Source organism: Pedobacter kyonggii, from assembly GCF_004310665.1.
GTDB classification, from domain to species: Bacteria; Bacteroidota; Bacteroidia; order Sphingobacteriales; family Sphingobacteriaceae; genus Pedobacter; species Pedobacter kyonggii.
In genome coordinates this window covers 39,410-61,604 of the sequence record NZ_SIXF01000006.1, presented here as the reverse complement: position 1 = coordinate 61,604, position 22,195 = coordinate 39,410, and the positions used below count along the sequence as shown (strand labels likewise).

Genomic DNA, 22,195 nt, shown 5'->3' with positions numbered 1-22,195 from the left:
TGGTTATTTTTTGCCGAGTAAGCTTAGCATCTTTTCTCCATATCTTTTGCCTAGCATACGGTAGCCTTCGGCAGAAAAATGAAGATTGTCTGGTCCATCAGGACAGCCCGCAGAAGAAATAACATGTGCATTGGGGATGGTTTGAGGTAAAGTCGCAATAATGGCGTTCATGCTGGCACAAACTCCGCCCTGGTTGGCATTTACAACTTCTCCGGCTAATAGCGGTGTATTTTTAGCTTCCAATTTTAGGTCTTTTAATAAGTTTTCATACACGCCCTTTACTTTTTCTGGCCAGGCTTTATCGCCTGTATTTGACTCTCCCTGATGCAACAATATTCCTTTGATTATGCCACTTTGCTGTGCAATTTTAGCCATCTCTACCATACTGGCATAAGGGTTTCCATCGTATTCAGCTAACATACCCTTCATCCAATCTGGCGCTGCTGCGGTGTAGGATTGGTAGTTTTCTTTGTCGAACAGTTCAATTTTACATCCGCCTACGGCGACATTGATAACACCGATTTTAATATTTTTGGGCAGGTTGGCAACAAGTGTCCGACCGAAATAATCTACCGGGCCCAGTCCCGTTTTACATCGTGTTAGCGGTGGAACAGCAGTATACCAGTTGCCTTTTGTACGGTTTAAGTTGACGCAATTAACGGCTTCCAACAGGCGAAACCGTTGGTCAACTGCTGTAGTATCTTGTGTTTCAAATTTGGCGGCACCTTCCATGTTCGATTGTCCGAAACACAGAAATATATAAAAATTCGAATCTTGTGAAAATGAGGGAATGCTGATCAGCAATAAAGCTGCGCATGTAAAGATGGCACATAGTTTAGTCATATTTGGCTCTGGTTGATCGTAATTGATGTATACTGATGATTTAGCAGTACATATTGTCTTTAATCATCAAATTGTTGTTTGTTTAAAACTTTGTAACTTCGTAGTATGCTTTTTTTGGTTTTAAATCGGCATCAAATAGTAGTGGAAAGTTTTTTCTACCTCTGGCATCGAGCCAGCTATAACGGTCGGAGAGGTTCCAAAAGGTAACACCAGTAATGTTCTTTTTATATTTTCTGAACACCTCAAAAACCATCTTGTATTTTTCCAATTGCTGTTGTTCCATTTCTGGTGTAAAAACAGCTGCATTAGTGCCTTTTTCGCCTGTAATCATCTGGCCGCCCTGTCTTCCCGAATACACGGAAACATCTAGCTCGGTAAATTGGATCTGAAGACCAAGAGATGAAAACAATTCAATAGATTTTTCAAGTTCGGAGCGGGTAGGGTTACTGATAGACCAATGTGCTTGTAATCCAACGCCGTGGATGGGAACTCCTTTGGCTAACAGCTTTTTAAGCATCTGATATATCTTATCCCGTTTTATAGGATTTTCCGTATTGTAATCGTTATAAAACAACAATGCTTTTGGATCTGCTGCATGTGCATCCCTAAATGCTTGTTCAATGAAATCCTCTCCGGCAATATTATACAGCTGAGATTTCCGGAAAGTGCTGGTGTCATCTGCAATCACCTCATTTACTACATCCCAAGCATAAATTTTTCCACGGTACCGGGATACAACGGTGTTAATATGGTTTTTGATCCTGGAAAGTAACACTTCTTTAGTTACCTGATTTCCTATGGAGTCTTTAAATAGCCATCTTGGTGTTTGGGCATACCAGACTAAGCAGTGGCCCCTTACTTTTATCTTATTCTGTAATCCAAATTGAACAATTGAATCTGCAATTTTCCAGAAAAATCTATTTTCAAGGGGATGTATTGGACCCATTTTCATTGCATTTTCTGCCGTGATACTATTAAAATGTGTTAAGATCAGCGATTTTTCTTGATTATGGAGGTCGCTCGGCTTAACGGCAACACCTATAGGGAAATAATTTTTATAGTAATCTTTAAGCCCGCTGGCTCTTTTGTATGCACTTAAGGTTAGGATTCCTAAGAAAAGGAATAGCAGAATCACTAGTAATTTGTTCGGCTTTCGGCTCATAATCTGGTTTGATGATCAGTAGGCTAAATTATTCGGATTGTGGCTATGAGAATAGTTTATTTCGTCATTTTTACTAGTACATTTGAATAATCAGATGTTTTTTTGTAACACTTGTTTATTTATGCTCCCCTGGTAAATGCAATTACTGCGATCTGGATTAGAACCATAAATCATTGCTGGAGTATACTAGGGTGGTGTTTTTTGTTGGTGAGATCTGGCATCTAGGCCAGATAGGACGCTAATATGAAAGTTTAGGGGAGATATTTCGGTGAAATTGATGTTCAAATTGCAGGCAGTCCAAGCTTTCTTTGGCCAGGGAGCGCTAGCGCAATCCTTCGCTGCTCATTAGCACCCGCTTGATTGTCCCATCTGGATTATAATAAAGATAATCAACGCAGACCGAACGCCTGTGACTGCCTCCGCCTTTTAATGCGCCGTTATGATAAAAGAAGTAGTTCTTTCCTTTGAATTCGACAATGGCAGGACGGTTTGTTTCGCAGTTTCCAGCCAGTTCGTTTAATATTCCTTTAAATGCCCATGGCCCGTGTATGCTGGGGCTCATGGCGTAGGCTACCTTTTCAGGATTGCCATAACCGTAAGTCAGATAATACCAGTCGTTGCGTTTAAAAACATGAGCACCTTCTGAGAAACCAGGTAGCTCAATCGTATTAATTTTGCCCTGCAGGCCGAGCATATCGTCACTTAATTTAGCGAAATAGCACTTTTGGTTACCCCAAAAGATATAAGCCTGCCCGTCTGTGTCAATGATTACAGAAGGATCTAGGTTCGCCATTGGATTTTTGTCGAAAGGAATATCATTCCCTGTGATCAGTGCCGATCCAATTGCATCACGGAAAGGACCTGTAGGTGTTTCTGATACTCCAAGTGCAATTGCTTTGCCGGGTATATCGCGATGGGAGACTGCAGCAAACCAATAAAATTGCTGTTTGTTAAATACCACACAGGATGCAAATGCATCCCCGCTAGCCCAACTAAAATCTGTTGCCTGTAATGGTACCGGATGTTCTTCCCAGTTGATCAGGTCGGCAGAAGAAAAGCAGAGCCAGTTGCGCATGATGTAGCTTTGTACACCTGGTGCTGCTTCGTCGTACCCGGTGTATAAATATACTTTCTGATCGTATAACAAAACAGTTGGATCAGAAGTAAATTTGTGGCTGAATATGGGATTTCCTATGTTGATCATATCATTGCATAATAAATAACACTTACATGTCCGTTATTGTTGGATGTGATCTGATAAGATTTTTTTGCAATGATAAGCTTCGAAGGATCGTCATTGCGAGAAGGCTTTTTCAGCCGACGAAGCAATCTTACAACGATCGCTACCAGCGTGCGCATTAAGATTGCTTCGTTCCTCGCAATGACGACCATTCTATTGGAGTCTGTCAATGATAGCCTATCGAAGGCCTATTTAAATAATCTTTAAGGTGTTTCGACGACTTGTCCCGATTTTCATCGGGAGGCTCTCCTTAGGAGTCCTTTGGACAACAGGACAGCATCAGAGTTGAAACCGCCTTTATGATACACCCTCTTTTTTATTCTGTAACGGCCTCTTCATTAACCGCGTTGACAGCAATCTCGGTAAGTGCCACATCGGTTGCCTTTTCATTTTCAAGGGTTTGAGAAAGAAGTTCGGCCACGTCACTATGTCCGATATTTTCGGCAAACACCCTAAGCGTACCATAGGTTGCAATTTCATAATGTTCCACTTTTTGAGCCGCCAGGATAAGTCCTGCATCTCTTATCATCGTACCTTTATCGGTATCAGCAATAATTCCATCGGCTTCTTCGAGCAAACCTGCCATTGCATCACACTTTTTAGCTACTGGTTTTTCACCTAAAAGCCCAAAAACTTCTTCCAGTGTACTTACATGTTGTTGAGTTTCCTCGGTGTGCTTTTCAAAAGCTACTGCAAGTTCAGGGCTAGTGGCTGCCTTCTGCATTTTTGGCAGCGCTTTGGCAAGGTGTTTTTCTGCCCAATAAATATCCTTTAATTCATCAATAAAAAAATCATGGAATTCAGAATTTTCTATTTTTCCTGTTTTTGATGTAGATTTTGAGGCTTTGTTGCCTGCTGTTTTTGTAGTTGCCATAATTATAATTTTAATAGGTTTTTGATATCTATAGAACAGGCTGAAATTTCAAATGGTTTTATGTTTTTTGTTTTAAGTCTTGGTACAAGTCTATAATATTTCTGATCTTTTTATTTTCCTGTTTCCATATGCGGCGCATCTACGGGTTTAGATTCCGGAGAGCCCTTCTGCCTTAAGAAAATGGTTAATACCACAATGGCAGCCACCGAGAGGAATTCGCTCTGCCAGTTTTGAAAGGTTTCGAACCAGAAGTTTGCCTGGCCAAGATAGGTGGTCATCGTATCTGTTTCTTGACCTTTTAATATTTGCTCAGCGTTGTGATCTCGCCAGCTGCCATAAAAATGGAGGTACCAGCTTAACAGAAAAAGTATGCTGAAAGCAATAGAAAGGGAGTTGGAATACAGTTTCAAGATCAGTCCGCCCTGGCGTACGGGCCATGGGGCACTCTTCGAGGCAACAGGCTCGCGGTCTACTGCTTCTTCTTCATCAAGTTTTTTAGATTCGGCCGAACCGATCTGACGCAGTTTTACGGTTAGCAACACATAAAGAACCATCTGCAGAAACTCGCTTTCAAAATTTTCGAAAGTGGCAGAAATAAAATGCCCGGTATGAAGGTAATTATTAAAAGAGATCGGCGACGCTCCCTGATCGCTCAGTTCGCCATTGTGTTCTTTCCATCCTGTAATTGCCTGTGCCAGGAGTGTAAAAACAAATAGGCTGATAAAGGTTATGGAGAGCCCATTTCGGTACAGCCAGGTCTTTTTTGGAAATACTTTCTTTGCTTTCATATCTATTTGTCAATTATCCACGGAAGTGAGGTAATCTTCTAACATGGTTGCGCAAGCCAGTACGGTTGCTGTAACAATTTCCTCGCGACTGCCGGTAAAATTAAGCCTTTCTGAAAAAGCCAGTTCATTGTGGTGGGTAGCGTAGATAAACATGGTGCCTACCGGTTTTTCCTGAGTTTCACTTCCTCCGGGAGCAGTAAGCCCGGTGATACCGATATGGATGTCAGCATCAATCAATTTTGACAGCCCCAAGGTTATGGCTTGTGTAACCTCCATTGATTCAGGGGTATAGATCTTGATCAGCGAGGCGTCAACCTGTAAAAGATCTTCCTTTAAACAGGCATCATAACAGGTAATGCCTCCTTTAAGGAATTTACCCGCATCTTCTATCATTGAAAAATCTGCTGAAAGCCGACCTGCGGTTGCGCTTTCTGCAAAAGCAATGGTGAGGTTTCTGCCAATAAGCATTTGGCCTACACTTTTCATCTTATCATCCATTATAAAATCTTACTATTGGCCCCAACATTAACAGATCAGTTTGCAGGTCTCTGCAGGTCCTGATGGCGGTAGTGCGGAGGTCTTTTGGCCTAAATAACAACCTTTATGGATAAATGGTTTTATGTAGCGGAGGGAAAGAACGGAACCTTTGTGATAAACAAAATGAAGATCTGACTAAAGCTTCTATTATTACTGATTTACAAGGTGATTTTCAATTTCGCCCGCAATGAGGTTAATTTCATGAATACCTAATGATATTTGTGTTGCTTCAGAATTCAGTTTATGGTCGAAATGTTTAAGGGGCCCAGGATCAATCTCTTCCTGTTGGAGTAGTATCCAGTCAAGCCCCATTTTTCGGATGGCACCAAGGATACTGCCAAAATAAACGATTATATAATAATCTTCCTTTGGAACAATAGTCAGGGTAATTTTATCATTACCATGATCGATCTGGATATTAAATGGAACCATAAAATTACAACCCTAATGTTGATTGATTTGTTTGGATATTGGTCTTTTTTAGCCCCTCTTTTGGTAAAGGTTGAAATCTTGTTCCAGATTTATATCTGAGCATGTTTTATCAGGCTTGTCCAATCTTGTGGATTTCTATTCTCTCCAACGCTTTCCTTGGTGGCCCGGTAAGAACCTTACCATCAGTAGCGAATCTTCCTCCGTGACAGGGGCAGTCCCAGCTCTTTTCACTGGCGTTCCAGTTAACAATGCAACCGGCATGTGTGCACACAGGGCTTAAAGCGATAGCCTGGCCGTTTACATCTTTATACAAAGCGAGCTTTTTGCCATCTAATTCTACTATTTTGCCTTCATCGTTTTTTAGTTCTTTTGTTGACTGGATAATTTCTGTTCCAAACCGGTCAGCAACGAAATGATAGGCCACATCTGCATTTTCTTGGACAAAATCCATAAAACCTGAAATCGGTTTCAATCGCGACGGGCTAAGCAGTTTGGCAAGATCGTTTTCAATACCCAATATCAAATCGGTTAAGATAACTGCCGAAAGACTGCCGAAAATCATCCCGTTCCCGTTAAAACCTGTTGCTACAAAGCTATTCGTATCACCACCCGGAAATTGCCCGATATAGGGTAGACCATCTACAGGAACATAATACTGTGATGACCACCGATAATCGATTGAGCTGATGTCAAAGTTTTCCATTGCATATTTCTCTAGCGCTGAAAAGGCCTTTTCCGGATCATCGTGTCCCGTCTTATGGTCAGCACCACCAATTAACAGATATTGATCTCCGTCTATTTCATGACTTCGGAAGTAGTGATAAGGCTCTTGCATATCGTAGGCCAGGCAGTTGGGGTAATCTCCGTTTTTAAGTTTTACCGCCAGTACATAACTTCGGTAAGGCGCATTCCTGAGCGACAGGATATTAATTCCAGGCGGAATGTGTGTAGCCCATACCAAATGTCTGCCCTGAACGGTTATATTGCCTGCTTTTATATAGTGGATGTCGTCTTTATACTCACTGTTTTCAACAAAGGTATGCTCCAGGATATCTCCGTCCAGTTTAAGGAATTCTCTGGCGAGGCCTAGTATATATTTTATGGGATGGAATTGCGCTTGCTCTTTAAATAATAACACGTGTTGGAAATCGATTGGAATGCCGTTTTCAAATACCTCACTAACCTTAACACCAGCCTGCTGTGAAGAGGAAAGGATGGATTTAAGCTGCTCGGTCTCTTCCTGGTTCTGAGAGAAGAGGAAGGTATCTTTGTATTCAAAGTCTGCATCGATTTCGAGCGCTTTGATATTGCTGTGGATCATTTCGATTATTTCTTTTGTAGCACGGGCAAGTTGGGCAGAGGCTTCTTTTCCAAAATCGCTATCAATCTCCGGATAGGTAGCATCCAAAAAGGTATTCAGGTGTGCGCTCGTGCCACCTGTTGTACCGAAGCCCAGGTTTTGCGCTTCTATCAAAACACATTTTTTACCCTTTCGCTGTAGTTCAAGTGCTGTGGTTACGCCAGTAATTCCTCCACCAACGATTACTACATCGTAAATTGTATTTTCTTTAAGCGGTTTGATTTCCAGGCGGGGATGTGAAATCTGCCATAGACTTTCATTTTCTCCGTCCCTGGCGGACGTAAGGTCGGTATGGTTTTTCATAAGCTGTTTTTATGTTAAAACAGGAGGTAAAGCACAAAGGTTTTTGAATTATAGGCGATTTCCAAGGGCTTATTTTTTTACCTTGAACAGAAGGTTATCCTTTTTGGATAAAAAAAGCCCGGTTAATTTCTACATATCTTTGATAAGGAGGATGATCGGTAATAGTAGTGCTAAATGGCGCAAATTTATTTGAGTTTTTCACTTTCCACCATTATTTCTACAAGGCTGTGCATGAGGTTTACCTTTAAACGGCTCTTTTTTATGTCATTTATCAGTTGGTCATCAACGTGCGCATCTTTTCCGTTCCATTTTATCTTTAAATGTTTTGTTCTTATAGGCGGCATAGGAAATACTATATCTTTTCCTTTTGCAATTTCTGCGATATAGTTTTTTAGAATTTCCCTTTGGTTTTCTTCTACAATTACCACATCAAAAAAACCATCACTGGGATCGGCATGTTCGCTTAACCTCAAATTGGGACCAAGGCGCGAAATATTCATGATTTCGACCATGATACATTTTTTCCTTATTTTTTCATTTGGCAACTCTATACTACAGGTATGCGCAGCATAGGTTTCGGTAATCGCTAATAGCGAATCCAGTGCAATTTTGAATTCATCCTCAGCCGTTTTGATTGCTGTTGTATCCATGTCTTCGAGCTTTTGCATCAGTTTAGGAAAAATGCCAAAGCCAAAAGATTCTATGAAAAACAGTGGTTCTGTTGTTCCAGTAACCTGTCCAATGTCAAATTTTCTCAGATTGTAATTAGACCAGGAAGCTATATTACGGTCCAGATCGTCTGAAATACCAAGAGAGGTTGCTATATTATTTGCAGTACCGAAAGGAAGAAGGGCTACCGGCCGTTTGTAACGCAGTTTTTTATCAAGAAGTTTGATAATCGTTTTTTTTATAGTTCCATCGCCGCCAGCAATGGCAATAAATGAAGTTTCGGGGCGGATATCTTTTAACGAACGTTTTTCAGAAGAGGCATAATCTATCGAAAAGCCATGACGCTCAATTGCTGACGAGAGTTTTTTTTCTGAATGTTTTTGCTGTCCCGCTCCAGGATTATGGATTACGTGAACTAAAGGCGCTGGCTTTTTCATCTTTATTTGAACAATATAGGCCAGACTTAGTTTTATTAAGAGGTATAAACATTAAAAAAAATAGAAATGAATATCTTGATCACCAATGACGACGGCATTTACAGCCCTGGAATAGCAGCACTTGCCAACATTGCCAGAACTTTCGGCTCAGTAAGAATTGTTGCCCCTGATGTAGAACAGTCATCTATGGGCCATGCAATAACACATTCGCGGCCTTTGAGCTATAAAAAATCGCCAATTGCTTTTGAGGGTATAGATGCTTTTCGTGTAAACGGTACACCGGCCGATTGTGTTGCACTTGGCCTGCACCTATATCCTGATACTAATGTGGTGCTTTCGGGTATTAATATGGGACCAAATTTAGGCAATTCCATGTGGCATTCGGGAACATTGGCCGCGGCAAAACAAGCTGTTCTTTTGGGTGTAAAAGGCATTGCTTTAAGTACGCCGGTTGGCCGTACAGAACCTGATTTCGAAAAACTAAAACCCTTTGTGGTAAGTTCACTCGAGGAATTATTTATAAACAACGAACTTGCCCTGTATAATGTTAATTTTCCGCCAGAACCTAAGGGCATTAAGTGGACGCGGCAGTCTGTGCGCCTATATGATGGAAATGTTGTTCCGGGAGAAGATCCGATGGGACGGAAACATTTTTGGATTACTGTAACTCCGCTTGAGCCGGCGGAAGAAGATACCGATCGTTGGGCCGTTGAGCATGGTTATGTTTCTATTACGCCATTGCGGTTAGATTTGACCAATGAGGTTGAGCTTGTAGGCCACCTGATGTCTAAATAGCTTAAATTTTTTTTGCATGGTGTCACGTTTGAGCGTGTCACGTTTGGTGGTGTCTTTTTTAGACGGTCATTCCTTGCTTTTTTTTGCAGGTTTTGTTTTTTCTGTCTTTTTTTGGGTGGTGTCTTGCCGTGTTTGTGCAACTGATGCCAGGCAGATTGAGCAGGCTAGCTTCATAATCATAAGTTTTTTCGTAAGAATAGAATTATTGTTAAAATGCTAATAATAAAACAATTGTGCTTTTGTGAAAGTTTTACAAATTTTTATTTTCGGTTTCTTTTTAGTCTGTGCAATTATTCACTGCACAACCATTGGTATTTTTTATTCATTTCTTTTCGATCAACCAATTAATTTTATAAAACCATCTCTGTTTTTATTTTGTTTTATGGTGAAAAACCGGATAAGTAAGCGGAACAATTTTGTGCTGGTTTATTGATAGGTAAATTAATATTTTGTAAAAGCGTTAAAATCATGAAATACCCTCAGTTTTGTCTATTTCTTATCGTTTCGCTGTTTTTGCTTGGCTGCAAACATGATCAGACCGAATTTGCCATGCACGATCGCGAATTTACCGACTCCGTGTATCCTGAAATGCAATACCAGCAGCAGTTGAACCTTGAACTGCAAAAGATGGCCGATGCTCCAGAAATTAAGGGTTTAGGGATCAGGAGAGAGAATGAAAATCAAGCCTATATTCAGCAGTTAGCAGCAAATACAAATACGCAGGATCAATTTTCACAAACTTCGCTCAAAGAAGAACACTTACAAAAACTAACGCTATTGCGCCAACATTATCCGGTCCAATTTGAACAGCTACATTCACTTCTCATCGATTCGGACCAAAAAATGATTGAATTTCACGTAAAAGCGGCTGGTTCTTCAGGATTGCTCAACCCTGATTTTAGGGCTTGGGCTGAAGCAAAAATTGCCCATTGGACGGCAGCTTTGAATGAAATCCAAGGTTTAAAAAAATAAGCAAAGCTGGTATTGCTGCCCCGGTTTTTGTCGCTCTGTTGTGCGCCCTATAATTATATCAAACTGGCTGATTTTAAGTTTAATTAGCCAATTATGAATCCTTTGCAGCACTTTTTAAATTTAATAGATCGACAATCTTTTTTAATAATGCAAAAATATCAAAGGGTTTTACCACAAATTCTTCGGCATTACATCCGCTGGTCATTTGTTGTATATCGGCATGGGCACTCATCATAATTATCGGTGTTGCAGCAGTTTTAGGATCAGCCTTAAGCAGTTTACATACCGCCATGCCGTTCCCATCGGGCAACATCACATCCAATAAATAAAGGTCTGGACTGATATCCTTTCTGCTCAAAAACTCATTAACGGTAGTATAACATGCTACCTGGTAGCCTTCTTCTAAAAGCAGGAACTGTAATATATCTCTAATCCCTGCATCATCCTCAAGTATACAGATCAGTTTACCCATAAAGAAATAGTTTGTACACTAAATATTTGTTCATTAAAATAGCATTTTCGTTTTCAGGTTATTCTGTAGCAGCATTTTTTTGATCTTTATTGTTGCCTTCTTCATACCTGTCTTTCTCCTTTTCATCTTCGTGTACAATAAGCGAATGGGGGGTGGCTGAGGCAGGGTTTGCACCTGTGCCAGAAATTTTGGGCAAACTTAAAAGATCGTTGTTATCGGTTAACGGCGTGTTTTTTATTTCAGTATTACCCAAGGCAATTTGATTTAGCTGTTCCTGATTTTTTCTTTGATTGCCTTTCTCAAGGTCTTTTCTATCGTTTTTAGTATTTGCCATAATGCGATTTAATTGTTAAAATAAACAGAAACATCAGATTAAAAGTTTTAATCAAAGCGAAAATTTAACCAACATAAGCTTGGATATTTTAGCCTAATTTTTTATTTGCCAAATTATTTTTGATAAGCTGGACCGATCATCTTTTTTATTTCGAGCGCATTAAAAGCAGCATAACCAGCCTGGTCATTATCGAAATAGAGGTACACGTCTTTTTCTTCTTTTATCCACGAAATCAACATGCTGTTCCACTTTGTTAAGCTATTGTTGTTATAACTTCCCTGATATTTTCCTTCAGGTCCGTGTAGTCTGATATACACGAAATCTGCAGTACTCAATATAGGAGATTGATGCCCAGCCAGCTCATAAATACAAAAAGCACAGTTATATTTGGCGAGCAGCGTAAATACATCATCATGATACCAACTTGGATTTCTGAATTCGAAAGTATACCGGTGCTTTTTAGGAAGCATTTCTAAAAATCTTTCCAGCCTTTCGGTATTTAATTTCCATTTAGGCGGGAGCTGAAAAAGGATAGGTCCGAGTTTGTTTTCCAGCCCTTCAGTGGCTTTTAAAAAATCCAGGATTTCTCCCTTTTCCACATTCAGTTTTTTGAGGTGGGTAAAATATCTATTGGCTTTAACAGAATAAGTGAAATTTTTCGGGCTTTGCAATTGCCATTGCTTAAAATTATCAATGCTTGGCTGGCGATAAAATGAATTATTCAGCTCTACAGTATCGAAATGTTCGATAAAATATTTAAACTGATCTTTCTTTTTAAAATCATCAGGATAAAAATTGCCCTCCCAATGACGGTATTTCCATCCCGATGTACCGATGTACGCTTTTCCTAATTTCATATTTCGTTATCAGTTTGTTTGCACATTGCTGCTACCGGTTATTCAATTTCTCCATCAGCCATGCCATCTAAAAACCAGCCAGACCTGTATTCGAATTTTGCTGATGCAGTTTTCGATTTATTGGTAACCTTGCCTGTAAAATCATGGGCAATATCGCCTTCGCTTTCCAGAATTTGTTTGGCCAGGTTAGCATATTCATTCAAATCCAATCCATCATTGATGATATAGGTCAATTCTCCGTTTTCGCTCCACGATGATTCAATTAATCCATCATCAAATTTTTTCTTTAATGTATTCAACTCTTCTTTATTGTTATTTAAGGGTAGGTCTCTCATCTTTGTTTTATTAATTATTTTTAGCTAGCCTGGGCTTATCTGTTAATTTTTCTTCTGAATTTTTTTTTGCAGAATCAATTGAATGTGAGTGGTGGATATCTTCTTCTTTTTCTGCCACATCAGAAAGTTTCGCATAGTATTTATGCAATATATCCAGCTCTGCCTCCGAAAGATCTTCAATATCAACCATACGGTTACTCGCATGTCTACTGGCCGCCAATAACTCATTAAGTTTTAACTGTATGGCCTTCGAATCTTTATTCTGGGTTTTTTGGATCAGAAATACCATTAAAAAAGTAATAATTGTTGTTCCGGTATTAATTACCAATTGCCAGGTATCCGAATAGTTGAAAATAGGGCCGCTAATGCCCCAGATTATGATAATGCCAACAGCTATGGTGAAGGCGCTTGCACTTCCTGTCCAATAAGTAATCCTGTCAGATATACGCTCAAAAAAGTTTTGCTTGTTTGTCATATTCTTTAGTATTAAGTCTAAGGGGTTGTTTTTGTTTATATAAACAGGTGAAAATTTCAGATGGTTTTCAGTTTTTGTTTTCTCTTGCTGGCCTTGGGGGTATAAATACCTGGGCGTTCCTTTTTTAAGTTATTAAAAACATGTTGATACTGTGTCTGCTGGTTAACATTTAATTGAAATGTTAACCAGTGTTGTAACCAAATACTTTAACCGTTAAATAATCAAACCTGTAACAGTTTACCTTGTTTATCTAATGAAGCACAAGTTTTAAAACAAAGGTTGTGCTTCTTGCAGAAAATAATTTTGAAGGTTTAAACTTGAAACAATGGAAAACAAAAAAACAGATCAACAGGACAGTGAAAATGATCAACAGGACAGTGAAAATAAGGTTGGTATTGTACCGCATTCGCAGATTGAGGCAAGTGATGCGGATAGTGCTTATCAGGACGAGGCTTCTGCCAGGGAATTATCAAAACAAGCAGCAAAATCGGATTCGGATGCAGACCGCGCAGAAGATAACGGAACTCCTCATCAGGGTTAATTTTTTTGAAAGAGTATAATATAATAAACACTTTTATTGTCTATAGCGGAACCCACAACAACAACAACAATACAACTTTGGGTTAGTTAAAAAATGAAGCAGACAAAGCCAAAGCGTTTCGAAAATGGTTGAAATCAGAAAGCGAACTTTACGGACGCTAAATTGTAAAATACCTGGTTATCTCTTAAGCAGTTGTGATAAACTTTTGGTCATTAAAAGCACTGTGGGCAAAGTTGGTACTTAACATGGTAGGGCAAATTGTTAAAACCATTTATTGTTTTTGCAGGTTTTCTATATGCTGCCGAAAATACATCCGGCACCATAAATATCAGAGATTGTTGATGAAAATAAATTGGCAAAGATAAACTTTGTCGGCACATTGGCCGATAGTTTTTCCCTCAATTAGTAATGCATTAACTGCAGAAAAAAAATATTGTTAACAGCCCAAAAAGAGGCGTAAGCTAAAAAAACTATGGACAAGAAAACACCAAAAAGAAAAAATAAACCTGCCCAACAAGAAAATGACAAGACTACACAACTGGAATCTTTTGTAGCAGATTCGACAGGCGAATTTTTAACAACTAACCATGGGGTCGGTATTAACGACGATCAGAATTCGCTCAAAGCCGGAGAAAGAGGAGCAACACTTCTGGAGGATTTTATCCTTAGGGAGAAAATTACACATTTTGATCATGAACGCATACCCGAAAGGGTAGTGCATGCCAGGGGTTCGGCTGCACATGGAGTTTTTAAGGTATACGAAGACATGTCTAAGTTAACCAGGGCCGCATTTTTATGCGATCCGGGAGCAGAAACTCCGGTGTTTGTTAGGTTTTCAACTGTAGCAGGCTCCAGGGGATCGACAGATTTGGCACGTGACGTAAGGGGTTTTGCCGTAAAATTTTATACCCAGGAGGGGAATTTTGACCTTGTAGGCAATAACATGCCAGTATTTTTTATTCAGGATGCGGTTAAATTTCCAGATCTTGTTCATGCAGTAAAACCAGAGCCTGATAACGAAATGCCGCAGGCGGCTTCGGCTCACGACACTTTTTGGGATTTTATTTCTCAGATGCCGGAGTCGTCGCATATGATTATGTGGCTAATGAGTGATCGTGCGATACCAAGGAGCTACCGCATGATGGAGGGATTTGGTGTACATACCTTTAGATTCGTAAATGCCAATGGTGATGCCAGTTTTGTGAAATTCCACTGGAAGCCACTTTTGGGTGTACATTCGGTAGCTTGGGATGAGGCACAGAATATTTCGGGCAAAGATCCCGATTTTCATAGGAGGGATCTTTGGGATGCTATCGAGGCAGGTGCCTTTCCAGAATGGGAACTCGGTGTGCAGATCGTTCCTGAGGCTGATGAGTTTAAATTTGATTTTGATCTTTTGGATCCTACAAAACTGATCCCCGAAGAACTTGTTCCCGTACAGCGTATTGGTAAGATGACACTTAACAGAAACCCCGATAACTTTTTCGCGGAAACTGAGCAAGTTGCTTTCCACGTTGGCCATGTTGTACCAGGTATCGATTTTACTAACGACCCGCTATTGCAGGGCAGATTGTTTTCTTATACCGATACCCAGCTAATTCGATTAGGAGGGCCAAATTTTCATGAAATCCCGATTAACAGACCTGTAATTCCCGTGCATAACAACCAACGCGATGGCCATATGCGCCAAACAATCAACAGGGGTAAAACCAGTTATGGCCCGAACGGACTCGCCGCAAACGACCCAAGGCAGGTACCAGCAGCACAAGGTGGCTTTGTAAGTCATAATGAGGCAATTGATGCCAGAAAGATCCGGGCAAGGAGCAGAAGTTTTTTCGATCATTTTTCGCAGGCCCGCTTGTTTTTCAATTCACAGAGCGATCCCGAAAAAAAACACCTTATTGATGCCCTTAGTTTTGAACTCGGTAAAGTAAAGGCCATTCATGTCCGCGAGCGTATGCTGGCTGTATTAATTCAGATAGATAAGGGGTTGGCTGGGGCAGTTGCGCAGGCATTGGGCCTGCAGATTCCAAAAATCCCTTTGGTAGACCTTAACAATAGCCTCCCAGCGGATGGCAAAAGGAAGGATTATGCTTCTGTAAATCCTAAAGGAAGCCTTGCAAGGTCTGTAGCGCTAAGTATGGCCACAACGATCAAAGATACCGTCAGGTCAAGAAAAATTGCAATACTTGCTGCAGATGGGGTAAATGAGCAGACACTTAGCAAAGTTAAAGATTTCTTGGTTACACAGGGAGCGGTGGTGCATATTATAGCGCCAAGATTGGGTGAAATTATTTCGACAGGTGGTAAAAATATTGCAGTGGATGAAAGTCTTCTAACAGCAGCATCCGTCCTTTACGATGCAGTATATGTACCTGGGGGCGCTGATTCAGTTAATGCACTTAGTGGAGAAGCCAATGCCATTCATTTCTTAAATGAGGCTTTTAAACATTGTAAGGCAATTGCTGCCGACAAACAAGCGCTCCAGGTATTGGAAGCTACTTATTTCGCTAAAAAGCTACCAGAAGAATACGCAGACGATACTGCACTACGCGAAGGAATTTTGATTACTGAGGATATTGCTGCCCTTATAAAGACTTTTGCAGAAATGATTGCCTTGCACCGCTTTTGGGACCGTGAAATCCAAAGAAAAGTACCTGCATAGTTTAAGGTACAAACCAAGGTGAAGGCCAAATAGCCTTCACCAAATTTATTGGCTATGGAAAATAAAAACAACTTAGAGGCCGTACCTGCCCAATATACAGGTAGCGAAATGGATGTAATAGAGCGCATGAACTGTAGCACCCTGGCAGAAGCGGTAAAGGTTTTTGAACGGGCGTGTACCAGATTATTGTCCGTAAACGAATGGGGACGTTATGCAGGCATATCCGCATTCCAATTGATTGATCCTCAAGGCATCCGTGCAGAAAGGCAGGTGCAGTTAAATGATTATATTAGAATCGATATTCCTGGTCCCGGAACCCAGGCTGGAATGGGCTATGATTGGGTTCAAATCGAGGAGATCACAACTGAAAGCGGCGATAAAAAGCAAACATTATCCATGAGGGTAAGGCCCTGTGCACACCCTTTGTCGCGAAAAAAGGAAACTGCCCACTTTTTAAAAAGTGAGGCTACATCAAGCTTTATCATTACGCGGACTGGACGATGTGTTAGTGCGGAAGAACATGCTAGAAATGAAGTTCCAAATACGGATAACGGCAGCCTTTATGATAAGGGAAGGAATTTTATGGTGGGAATGGCAGCCAAACTGGGTTTTTCATATCCGCAGTGGAAAGGACTGGTTAAGGTGCTTTTGCAAGATTAGCGTTTTTGCTGTATAATTCAAGCAGTTCTGCTCCGGCTTCGTTCCCCTGCAAAATGGCCAGATCTAATGCGTGCTGTCCCCTGATATCCCGGAGCCCGGTTTTTGCACCATTGTCTAAAAGTAGTTTTAATACCTCATTGCGGCCAAACATTGCAGCAAACATCAGTGCAGTTCCACCGTTTCCATGCTGAAGATTAATGTCTGCCCCACTTTCGATCAATAGTTTAGCAATATCGGTATAGCCTTTAAATGCTGCACCCATTAAGGCTGTGTTGCCTCCCTGATCTCCAAGATTTAAGTCTGCTCCTGAAGCAATTAGGTATGCTACCGCTTCCAGCTGGTCATTGTAGCAGGCAATAATCAAAGCGGTATAACCTTTAGCGTCTTGAAAATTTATATTCGCTCCTCTGCGTATTAATTCTTTTAAAACCTCGGTATCGCCTTTTCTTGCAGCAGGTATAATGAGTTGTTCTATGTTTTCCATTGTTATATAACATTCACATTGTTAAAAAGTTTAAGGGAAAGCGCTGTTCATTTCCTGTTGAAAAAATCAATAATACTTCAACCTTTTTTTAAAATTTTTCTGTCAAAAGCGCAATGTGATATATCTTTGTATCAATTTTTGTGTTCCCTAAAGGGAATTCAGCAAACGGGATATAGCGTAGCCAGGTATCGCGCCAGCATGGGGTGCTGGAGGTCGGAAGTTCGAATCTTCCTATCCCGACCAGCTATTGAGCAGGCAGCCATATTTGATGCCAATTTTGCTATTTTTTTGAAACTATAGTTGTAAAGTATCTGTTTTACAATAAAACAGATACTATGAAAAATTACATCGATCCAAAAGAAGAAGACAAAGAAGATGAAAACGGCAATGAACAGTCGCGGATAAGTCCCAACGAAGAAAAAGAAGCTGATGATAACGAAGTTCAACGGGGGCTTACCGGAGAAACTGATGATGAAGACGACGTAGGGGGAGATCTTGCCGGGAATGCGGGCGGAAATGCCTAGCACCTTAAAAGCGGGCAGCGGTATGGCATGCCCGCTTTTTATATGTTCTGCCAGATAGATGCGGAATGACCTATGATTTCGGATGAAAACCAATGTAAGACGTTTCTCTGTTTTTGTTGGATTGCAATGGATGCGTTGCCATTCTTCAACGTATATACAGTAATTTCCGGTACCTAATATATGCGCTTGCAAACATTTTTTAATATTCCCTGTTTGTTTGAAAAGAACTGATCAATATTACTATAATCTAATAGATTTAAGCGTTAAAAAATAAATGGCTAAATCAAAAAATCAACTGGAAGCGCGCTCAACTGGTACAATTCCAAAAACACTTACTGGCATTTCCGGACTTGATGAGATTACATTAGGCGGGCTGCCCGCTGGAAGACCTACACTTGTATGCGGTGAGGCAGGTTCGGGAAAAACACTTTTTTCCATAGAGTTTATTGTTAAAGGAGCCTTGGATTATGGCGAACCAGGGGTATTTATGGCCTTTGAGGAAAAAGCCGAAGAACTTAAAGCGAACGTAGCATCACTTGGTTTTGATCTGGAACAGTTAGAAAAGGATAAGAAGATAAGGTTGGATTACGTGCATATAGACCGTTCAGAAATTGAGGAGACCGGAGAGTATGACCTGGAGGGGCTTTTTATCCGTCTGGGATACGCAATTGACAGTATAGGTGCAAAAAGGGTAGCACTTGATACCATCGAGAACCTTTTCGCGGGATTAAATAATACTGCAGTGCTGCGGGCAGAGATCAGGAGACTTTTTCAGTTTCTAAAATCGAAGGGCGTTACGGCAGTCATAACAGGTGAACGTGGAGGGAATGGCCTTACCCGTCAGGGCCTTGAAGAGTATGTGTCAGATTGTGTTATTTTACTTGATCACAGGATTATCAACCAGATCTCCACCAGGAGGCTCAGGGTTGTAAAATACCGGGGATCGGTCCATGGAACCAATGAATATCCCTTTCTGATAGACGATGAGGGTATATCCGTGCTTCCTGTTACCTCTCTGCAGCTGAATCATGAAGTTTCCACAAAAAGCTTGCCTTCAGGTATTGCTGCGCTGGATAAAATGTTGGGAAATTCTGGCTTTTATAAAGGGAGCAGTATTCTGGTTTCAGGGACGGCCGGCACGGGCAAGACGAGTATAGCAGCAACATTTGCTAATGCGGCCTGTCTTAGGGGAGAGAAATGCCTTTTCTTTGCTTTCGAAGAATCCCCAAAACAGATTATCAGAAATATGCGTTCCATTGGCATAGATCTTCAAAAACACCTTAAGGAAGGATCTCTTGAGTTTTACGCCTCACGCCCTACTTTGTACGGACTGGAAATGCACCTGGTGGCGATCCATAAGGCAATCAAAAAGTCTAAGCCATCTGTTGTTATACTTGACCCGATTACCAACCTGATCACGATAGGATCGGTTAGTGATGTGAAAACCATGCTTGTGCGACTGATCGATTTTCTACAGGCTGAACAGATTACAGTAATGTTTACAGCCCTCACACTGAATAATATAGTTAATGAACAGACCGATGAAGGGGTGTCTTCGCTTGTTGATGCCTGGCTTTTGATCCGTGATATCGAAAGCAATGGTGAGCGGAACCGTGGATTGTATATCATGAAGTCAAGAGGAATGAAACATTCAAACCAGATACGCGAATTTGTGATTACAGATAAGGGATTGGATCTGGTGGATGTATATCTTACCGAGGATGGTGTACTTACCGGCTCGGCAAGGGAAGCAAGGATGCTTATGGAGCAGACTGGCGAAGTTATCCACGCCCAGGCTGTTAGCCGTAAGGACCGTGAACTCGAGCGCAAACGGAAAATTTTAGAATCAAAGATCGAAAGTTTAAGATCCGAATATGAATCAGCAGAAGAGGAACTCAATAAAGTTTATGTTGAGGAGGCTTTAAAAAAGCAGATTATGGGCGAAACGATAAACAAAATTGCCGATCTGCGCAGGGGAGATGATGGCGGGGAAGAAAAAAATGTACACAAAAACAAATAATTGTGGGGAAAGCATATGAACTCCGGCTGTACGTAGCCGGTAAAACAAGTAAATCGGTAGCTGCGCTTGAAAACCTGAAAAAGCTCTGCGAGGAGCATCTGAAAGGTAAATATAGCATTGAGGTGATCGATCTTTTGGAAAAACCGCAGCTGGCTGAGGGTGATCAGATATTTGCCATTCCGACACTGGTAAAAAAAGTGCCTGAACCGGTCCGCAAAATTATAGGTGACCTTTCAAACGAGGAAAAGGTTCTTGTGGGACTGGACATACGTACAAAGATTAATAATTAATTATGTCGATAGGAAACCCGGATCATCAAGATAGTACCCAAAGCGCTGATTTTTTTTCGCTTAGGCTTTTCATTGCAGGTGCATCACCGGTTTCCGCAAGGGCAATTGTCAACATCCGCGCAATATGTGAGGAATTTATTGCTGGTAGGTACGAGCTGGATATCATTGATGCACATCAGCAGCCATTGTTAGTGCAGCAGGAAGATGTGACGGCCATCCCGATGTTGATCAAAAAATCGCCAGTTCCTACCAAAAAGCTGATCGGGGACTGTTCTGACAGGGAGAAAGTATTGAAAGGTTTGGGTATCAGTTATTAAGTTATGCAGAAGTCAAGTGAACATATCAAGCTCGAGCAGGCCTATGAAGAACTTCGTATCCAGCTCGAGGAAGCCAACGATATTATCCATGCGATCCGCTCTGGAGAAGTTGATGCCCTGATTGTAAATGGTCAGGATGGTCATCAGCTTTTTACACTTAAGAGTGCTGATCAGACCTACAGGATCTTTATCGAACAGATGACCGAAAGCGCACTTACCCTCGATGAATCTTATAGGGTACTGTATTGCAACTCACAACTCGCACGGCTTTTGGGGCTACCCTTAGAGAAAGTTATCGGTCTAAACTTTTTGGCATTTTTTTCAACAGAAGATCAGGCCTTTGTAAGAGAGACAATAGATGGAGCCTGGGAAGTAGACACCAGGGCAGAAGTCGATATCATCAACAGCTCGGGCACTTCCTTGGCTGTTCAGCTTTCTCTAAAGGCGCTTAACCTTGATGAAGGCACTTCACTGAGCGTCATTATTACCGATCTGAGCGAGCTGAAGAAAAACCAGTTGCTTTTGGAAACGAGGAACAGGGAACTTGAAGCGGCAAGAAAAAATGCAGATGAACTCAATGAAAATCTTGAAAATACAGTCAGGCTAAGGACACAGGAGCTCGAGACTATCAATGAAAAACTCGCAGCAGTCAATGATCTTCAGAAAGAAGTCAACGGGCAGCTTAAGGATGCACTCGATGCGCTGAGGGAGAGCGAAGATAACTTACAGTCTGCCTTCGACGCTGCTGAGCTGGGCAGTTGTAACCTGGATATCAAAACAGGACGGGTTGAAGTATCAGAGCGGTTCAGGAAACTCTGTGGTCTGCCCTTGGAGGGCGAAGTGAGCTGGACAATGGTACTGAGCAGTGTTGGCACCGAATACCTATCTGCGCTCCAAGGGGTCCTTCAGGATTGTATTAATCTTGGGAAACCCCTGGATTATACCTATCCGATCAAACATCTTATTTCAGGTGAGAACCGTTGGATGAGAATCGTAGGCAAGCTAAAAAAAGGTAGCTATGGCGATTTTGATAGCTTTTATGCTGTTTTAATGGACGTGACAGATCAGAAAAGGGATGAACAGCGGAAGAACGATTTTATTGCAATGGTTAGTCACGAACTCAAGACACCGCTTACTTCCATGAAAGGTTATATTCAGGTTATGCAGGTGAAAGCCAGGGGTACGCTGAACGGTTTTGCAGATAAGGCCCTCCAGGGCGCTGAGCGTCAGATCAATAAAATGACAGGCATGATCAATGGTTTTCTCAACCTCTCGCGTTTGGAATCGGGAAAAATGTTGATGGATTTTCAGCCCATAGAAATGTCTGTCCTACTTAAGGAAGTGGTAGAGGAATATATTGCCACGGTAAACAACCATAATATAAAGTACGCCTTCCAGCCAGGTTTTTTTGTGAATGCAGACAGGGACAAACTTGGACATGTGGTCAATAATCTGATCAGCAATGCGGTGAAATATTCACCGGCCGATAGTGAAATAACTATTGACAGTTATCTTGAGAATGGTACAGCTGTATTCCGCATAATGGATCATGGTATGGGAATAGATGAAAACGATATCCCAAAACTATTCGAACGGTTTTACCGGGTAGAAAACAATCGGATGAGTACTGTTGCCGGTTTCGGAATAGGGCTTTATCTATCTGCAGAGATTATCCAGAGACATGGCGGAAAGATATGGGCAGAAAGCCAGTTAACAAAAGGCTCGGTTTTTTATTTCAGTTTACCCTTAATTAATCCTGCAAAGCGCTTTTAGTGCGAAAGCTGGTGGAGGGATTATATAAAAAAAATG

General features: G+C 41.1%; 25 protein-coding genes and 1 tRNA gene. 11 read left to right on the top strand and 15 right to left on the bottom strand.

The features are described from left to right. Positions 1 to 3: 3 nt before the first annotated feature. The 9 genes from EYS08_RS08595 to EYS08_RS08555 form a co-directional block, all read right to left on the bottom strand. Positions 4 to 843 (bottom strand): sialate O-acetylesterase, encoded by an 840-nt coding sequence (locus EYS08_RS08595; RefSeq protein ID WP_208745823.1) that lies wholly within the window; start codon positions 841 to 843, stop codon positions 4 to 6. An 82-nt stretch (positions 844 to 925) separates the two neighbouring features. Next, a complete protein-coding gene (locus tag EYS08_RS08590; RefSeq protein WP_244215901.1) occupies positions 926 to 1,978 on the bottom strand; it encodes an endo-1,4-beta-xylanase in 1,053 nt (350 codons plus the stop codon). A gap of 349 nt (positions 1,979 to 2,327) precedes the next feature. After that, complete coding sequence (locus EYS08_RS08585; protein ID WP_131029641.1) at positions 2,328 to 3,209, bottom strand: glycoside hydrolase family 43 protein; 882 nt, start codon at positions 3,207 to 3,209, stop codon at positions 2,328 to 2,330. A 352-nt stretch (positions 3,210 to 3,561) separates the two neighbouring features. Next, entirely contained in the window at positions 3,562 to 4,119 is a 558-nt protein-coding gene (locus tag EYS08_RS08580; protein WP_131029640.1) for a YciE/YciF ferroxidase family protein, read from the bottom strand. A 110-nt stretch (positions 4,120 to 4,229) separates the two neighbouring features. Further along, positions 4,230 to 4,907 (bottom strand): DUF6766 family protein, encoded by a 678-nt coding sequence (locus tag EYS08_RS08575; protein WP_131029639.1) that lies wholly within the window; start codon positions 4,905 to 4,907, stop codon positions 4,230 to 4,232. Positions 4,908 to 4,916: 9 nt separating this feature from the next. Continuing rightward, positions 4,917 to 5,393: a CinA family protein gene (locus tag EYS08_RS08570; protein WP_244215900.1), complete on the bottom strand. Its 477-nt coding sequence runs from the start codon at positions 5,391 to 5,393 to the stop codon at positions 4,917 to 4,919. Positions 5,394 to 5,594: 201 nt separating this feature from the next. After that, a complete protein-coding gene (locus EYS08_RS08565; protein ID WP_131029637.1) occupies positions 5,595 to 5,876 on the bottom strand; it encodes a hypothetical protein in 282 nt (93 codons plus the stop codon). Positions 5,877 to 5,985: 109 nt separating this feature from the next. Then, a complete protein-coding gene (locus EYS08_RS08560; protein ID WP_131029636.1) occupies positions 5,986 to 7,539 on the bottom strand; it encodes an FAD-dependent oxidoreductase in 1,554 nt (517 codons plus the stop codon). A gap of 185 nt (positions 7,540 to 7,724) precedes the next feature. Beyond that, the gene (locus EYS08_RS08555; protein ID WP_131029635.1) at positions 7,725 to 8,645 is read right to left on the bottom strand and encodes a diacylglycerol/lipid kinase family protein; all 921 of its coding nucleotides are present in this window, start codon (positions 8,643 to 8,645) and stop codon (positions 7,725 to 7,727) included. Between the two features lie 66 nt (positions 8,646 to 8,711). On the opposite strand from EYS08_RS08555, the gene surE reads away from it, so the two are divergent. Together surE and EYS08_RS08545 are read left to right on the top strand one after the other, a co-directional pair. Next, complete coding sequence (gene surE, locus EYS08_RS08550; protein ID WP_131029634.1) at positions 8,712 to 9,440, top strand: 5'/3'-nucleotidase SurE; 729 nt, start codon at positions 8,712 to 8,714, stop codon at positions 9,438 to 9,440. Between the two features lie 468 nt (positions 9,441 to 9,908). After that, complete coding sequence (locus EYS08_RS08545; RefSeq protein ID WP_131029633.1) at positions 9,909 to 10,412, top strand: hypothetical protein; 504 nt, start codon at positions 9,909 to 9,911, stop codon at positions 10,410 to 10,412. Between the two features lie 91 nt (positions 10,413 to 10,503). On the opposite strand, the gene EYS08_RS08540 is transcribed toward EYS08_RS08545, so the two are convergent. The 5 genes from EYS08_RS08540 to EYS08_RS08520 form a co-directional block, all read right to left on the bottom strand. After that, positions 10,504 to 10,884, bottom strand: coding sequence for a response regulator transcription factor (locus tag EYS08_RS08540; protein ID WP_131029632.1), 381 nt, complete (start codon positions 10,882 to 10,884; stop codon positions 10,504 to 10,506). A gap of 58 nt (positions 10,885 to 10,942) precedes the next feature. Then, positions 10,943 to 11,218, bottom strand: coding sequence for a hypothetical protein (locus tag EYS08_RS08535; protein ID WP_131029631.1), 276 nt, complete (start codon positions 11,216 to 11,218; stop codon positions 10,943 to 10,945). Between the two features lie 113 nt (positions 11,219 to 11,331). Beyond that, on the bottom strand, positions 11,332 to 12,075 hold the full coding sequence (locus EYS08_RS08530; RefSeq protein WP_131029630.1) for a DUF72 domain-containing protein: 744 nt from the start codon (positions 12,073 to 12,075) through the stop codon (positions 11,332 to 11,334). A gap of 38 nt (positions 12,076 to 12,113) precedes the next feature. Then, the gene (locus EYS08_RS08525) at positions 12,114 to 12,410 is read right to left on the bottom strand and encodes a hypothetical protein (protein WP_131029629.1); all 297 of its coding nucleotides are present in this window, start codon (positions 12,408 to 12,410) and stop codon (positions 12,114 to 12,116) included. Positions 12,411 to 12,420: 10 nt separating this feature from the next. Beyond that, positions 12,421 to 12,885 (bottom strand): low affinity iron permease family protein, encoded by a 465-nt coding sequence (locus EYS08_RS08520; RefSeq protein WP_131029628.1) that lies wholly within the window; start codon positions 12,883 to 12,885, stop codon positions 12,421 to 12,423. 325 nt (positions 12,886 to 13,210) lie between these two features. Here EYS08_RS08520 and EYS08_RS08515 point away from each other — a divergent pair, with 325 nt between their 5' ends. The 3 genes from EYS08_RS08515 to EYS08_RS08505 all read left to right on the top strand — a co-directional run bounded on the left by EYS08_RS08515 (position 13,211) and on the right by EYS08_RS08505 (position 16,751). Continuing rightward, positions 13,211 to 13,426 (top strand): hypothetical protein, encoded by a 216-nt coding sequence (locus tag EYS08_RS08515; protein ID WP_131029627.1) that lies wholly within the window; start codon positions 13,211 to 13,213, stop codon positions 13,424 to 13,426. 472 nt (positions 13,427 to 13,898) lie between these two features. Continuing rightward, a complete protein-coding gene (locus tag EYS08_RS08510) occupies positions 13,899 to 16,091 on the top strand; it encodes a catalase (protein WP_131029626.1) in 2,193 nt (730 codons plus the stop codon). A 54-nt stretch (positions 16,092 to 16,145) separates the two neighbouring features. Further along, positions 16,146 to 16,751, top strand: a complete 606-nt coding sequence (locus tag EYS08_RS08505) for a hypothetical protein (protein WP_131029625.1) — start codon at positions 16,146 to 16,148, stop codon at positions 16,749 to 16,751. Here the strand turns inward: EYS08_RS08505 and EYS08_RS08500 are convergent. Further along, positions 16,729 to 17,235, bottom strand: a complete 507-nt coding sequence (locus EYS08_RS08500) for an ankyrin repeat domain-containing protein (RefSeq protein WP_131029624.1) — start codon at positions 17,233 to 17,235, stop codon at positions 16,729 to 16,731. The two genes, EYS08_RS08505 and EYS08_RS08500, sit on opposite strands and share 23 nt — an antisense overlap. A 166-nt stretch (positions 17,236 to 17,401) precedes the next feature. Between EYS08_RS08500 and EYS08_RS08495 the strand changes: the two genes are divergently transcribed. The 6 genes from EYS08_RS08495 to EYS08_RS08470 all read left to right on the top strand — a co-directional run bounded on the left by EYS08_RS08495 (position 17,402) and on the right by EYS08_RS08470 (position 22,159). Beyond that, a tRNA-Pro gene (locus EYS08_RS08495) sits at positions 17,402 to 17,478 on the top strand. A 92-nt stretch (positions 17,479 to 17,570) separates the two neighbouring features. Then, positions 17,571 to 17,759, top strand: a complete 189-nt coding sequence (locus EYS08_RS08490; protein WP_131029623.1) for a hypothetical protein — start codon at positions 17,571 to 17,573, stop codon at positions 17,757 to 17,759. A 274-nt stretch (positions 17,760 to 18,033) separates the two neighbouring features. Continuing rightward, positions 18,034 to 19,779: a circadian clock protein KaiC gene (gene kaiC, locus EYS08_RS08485; RefSeq protein ID WP_131029622.1), complete on the top strand. Its 1,746-nt coding sequence runs from the start codon at positions 18,034 to 18,036 to the stop codon at positions 19,777 to 19,779. 2 nt (positions 19,780 to 19,781) lie between these two features. Further along, on the top strand, positions 19,782 to 20,069 hold the full coding sequence (kaiB, locus tag EYS08_RS08480) for a circadian clock protein KaiB (RefSeq protein WP_208745822.1): 288 nt from the start codon (positions 19,782 to 19,784) through the stop codon (positions 20,067 to 20,069). Between the two features lie 2 nt (positions 20,070 to 20,071). Next, a complete protein-coding gene (locus tag EYS08_RS08475; protein ID WP_131029620.1) occupies positions 20,072 to 20,386 on the top strand; it encodes a circadian clock KaiB family protein in 315 nt (104 codons plus the stop codon). Positions 20,387 to 20,389: 3 nt separating this feature from the next. Next, positions 20,390 to 22,159 (top strand): ATP-binding protein, encoded by a 1,770-nt coding sequence (locus tag EYS08_RS08470; RefSeq protein WP_131029619.1) that lies wholly within the window; start codon positions 20,390 to 20,392, stop codon positions 22,157 to 22,159. Positions 22,160 to 22,195 lie beyond the last annotated feature (36 nt).

Bases quoted from the DNA above. Each gene is read 5' to 3' on its own strand.
- EYS08_RS08470 (WP_131029619.1), top strand. From the start codon at position 20,390: ATGCAGAAGTCAAGTGAACATATCAAGCTCGAGCAGGCCTATGAAGAA.
- surE (WP_131029634.1), top strand. From the start codon at position 8,712: ATGAATATCTTGATCACCAATGACGACGGCATTTACAGCCCTGGAATA.
- EYS08_RS08535 (WP_131029631.1), bottom strand. From the start codon at position 11,218: ATGGCAAATACTAAAAACGATAGAAAAGACCTTGAGAAAGGCAATCAA.
- EYS08_RS08545 (WP_131029633.1), top strand. From the start codon at position 9,909: ATGAAATACCCTCAGTTTTGTCTATTTCTTATCGTTTCGCTGTTTTTG.
- kaiC (WP_131029622.1), top strand. From the start codon at position 18,034: ATGGCTAAATCAAAAAATCAACTGGAAGCGCGCTCAACTGGTACAATT.
- EYS08_RS08500 (WP_131029624.1), bottom strand. From the start codon at position 17,235: ATGGAAAACATAGAACAACTCATTATACCTGCTGCAAGAAAAGGCGAT.
- EYS08_RS08515 (WP_131029627.1), top strand. From the start codon at position 13,211: ATGGAAAACAAAAAAACAGATCAACAGGACAGTGAAAATGATCAACAG.
- EYS08_RS08575 (WP_131029639.1), bottom strand. From the start codon at position 4,907: ATGAAAGCAAAGAAAGTATTTCCAAAAAAGACCTGGCTGTACCGAAAT.
- EYS08_RS08580 (WP_131029640.1), bottom strand. From the start codon at position 4,119: ATGGCAACTACAAAAACAGCAGGCAACAAAGCCTCAAAATCTACATCA.
- EYS08_RS08565 (WP_131029637.1), bottom strand. From the start codon at position 5,876: ATGGTTCCATTTAATATCCAGATCGATCATGGTAATGATAAAATTACC.
- EYS08_RS08570 (WP_244215900.1), bottom strand. From the start codon at position 5,393: ATGAAAAGTGTAGGCCAAATGCTTATTGGCAGAAACCTCACCATTGCT.
- EYS08_RS08505 (WP_131029625.1), top strand. From the start codon at position 16,146: ATGGAAAATAAAAACAACTTAGAGGCCGTACCTGCCCAATATACAGGT.
- EYS08_RS08560 (WP_131029636.1), bottom strand. From the start codon at position 7,539: ATGAAAAACCATACCGACCTTACGTCCGCCAGGGACGGAGAAAATGAA.
- EYS08_RS08585 (WP_131029641.1), bottom strand. From the start codon at position 3,209: ATGATCAACATAGGAAATCCCATATTCAGCCACAAATTTACTTCTGAT.
- EYS08_RS08595 (WP_208745823.1), bottom strand. From the start codon at position 843: ATGACTAAACTATGTGCCATCTTTACATGCGCAGCTTTATTGCTGATC.
- EYS08_RS08555 (WP_131029635.1), bottom strand. From the start codon at position 8,645: ATGAAAAAGCCAGCGCCTTTAGTTCACGTAATCCATAATCCTGGAGCG.
- EYS08_RS08475 (WP_131029620.1), top strand. From the start codon at position 20,072: ATGTCGATAGGAAACCCGGATCATCAAGATAGTACCCAAAGCGCTGAT.
- EYS08_RS08540 (WP_131029632.1), bottom strand. From the start codon at position 10,884: ATGGGTAAACTGATCTGTATACTTGAGGATGATGCAGGGATTAGAGAT.
- EYS08_RS08520 (WP_131029628.1), bottom strand. From the start codon at position 12,885: ATGACAAACAAGCAAAACTTTTTTGAGCGTATATCTGACAGGATTACT.
- EYS08_RS08530 (WP_131029630.1), bottom strand. From the start codon at position 12,075: ATGAAATTAGGAAAAGCGTACATCGGTACATCGGGATGGAAATACCGT.
- EYS08_RS08490 (WP_131029623.1), top strand. From the start codon at position 17,571: ATGAAAAATTACATCGATCCAAAAGAAGAAGACAAAGAAGATGAAAAC.
- EYS08_RS08525 (WP_131029629.1), bottom strand. From the start codon at position 12,410: ATGAGAGACCTACCCTTAAATAACAATAAAGAAGAGTTGAATACATTA.
- EYS08_RS08510 (WP_131029626.1), top strand. From the start codon at position 13,899: ATGGACAAGAAAACACCAAAAAGAAAAAATAAACCTGCCCAACAAGAA.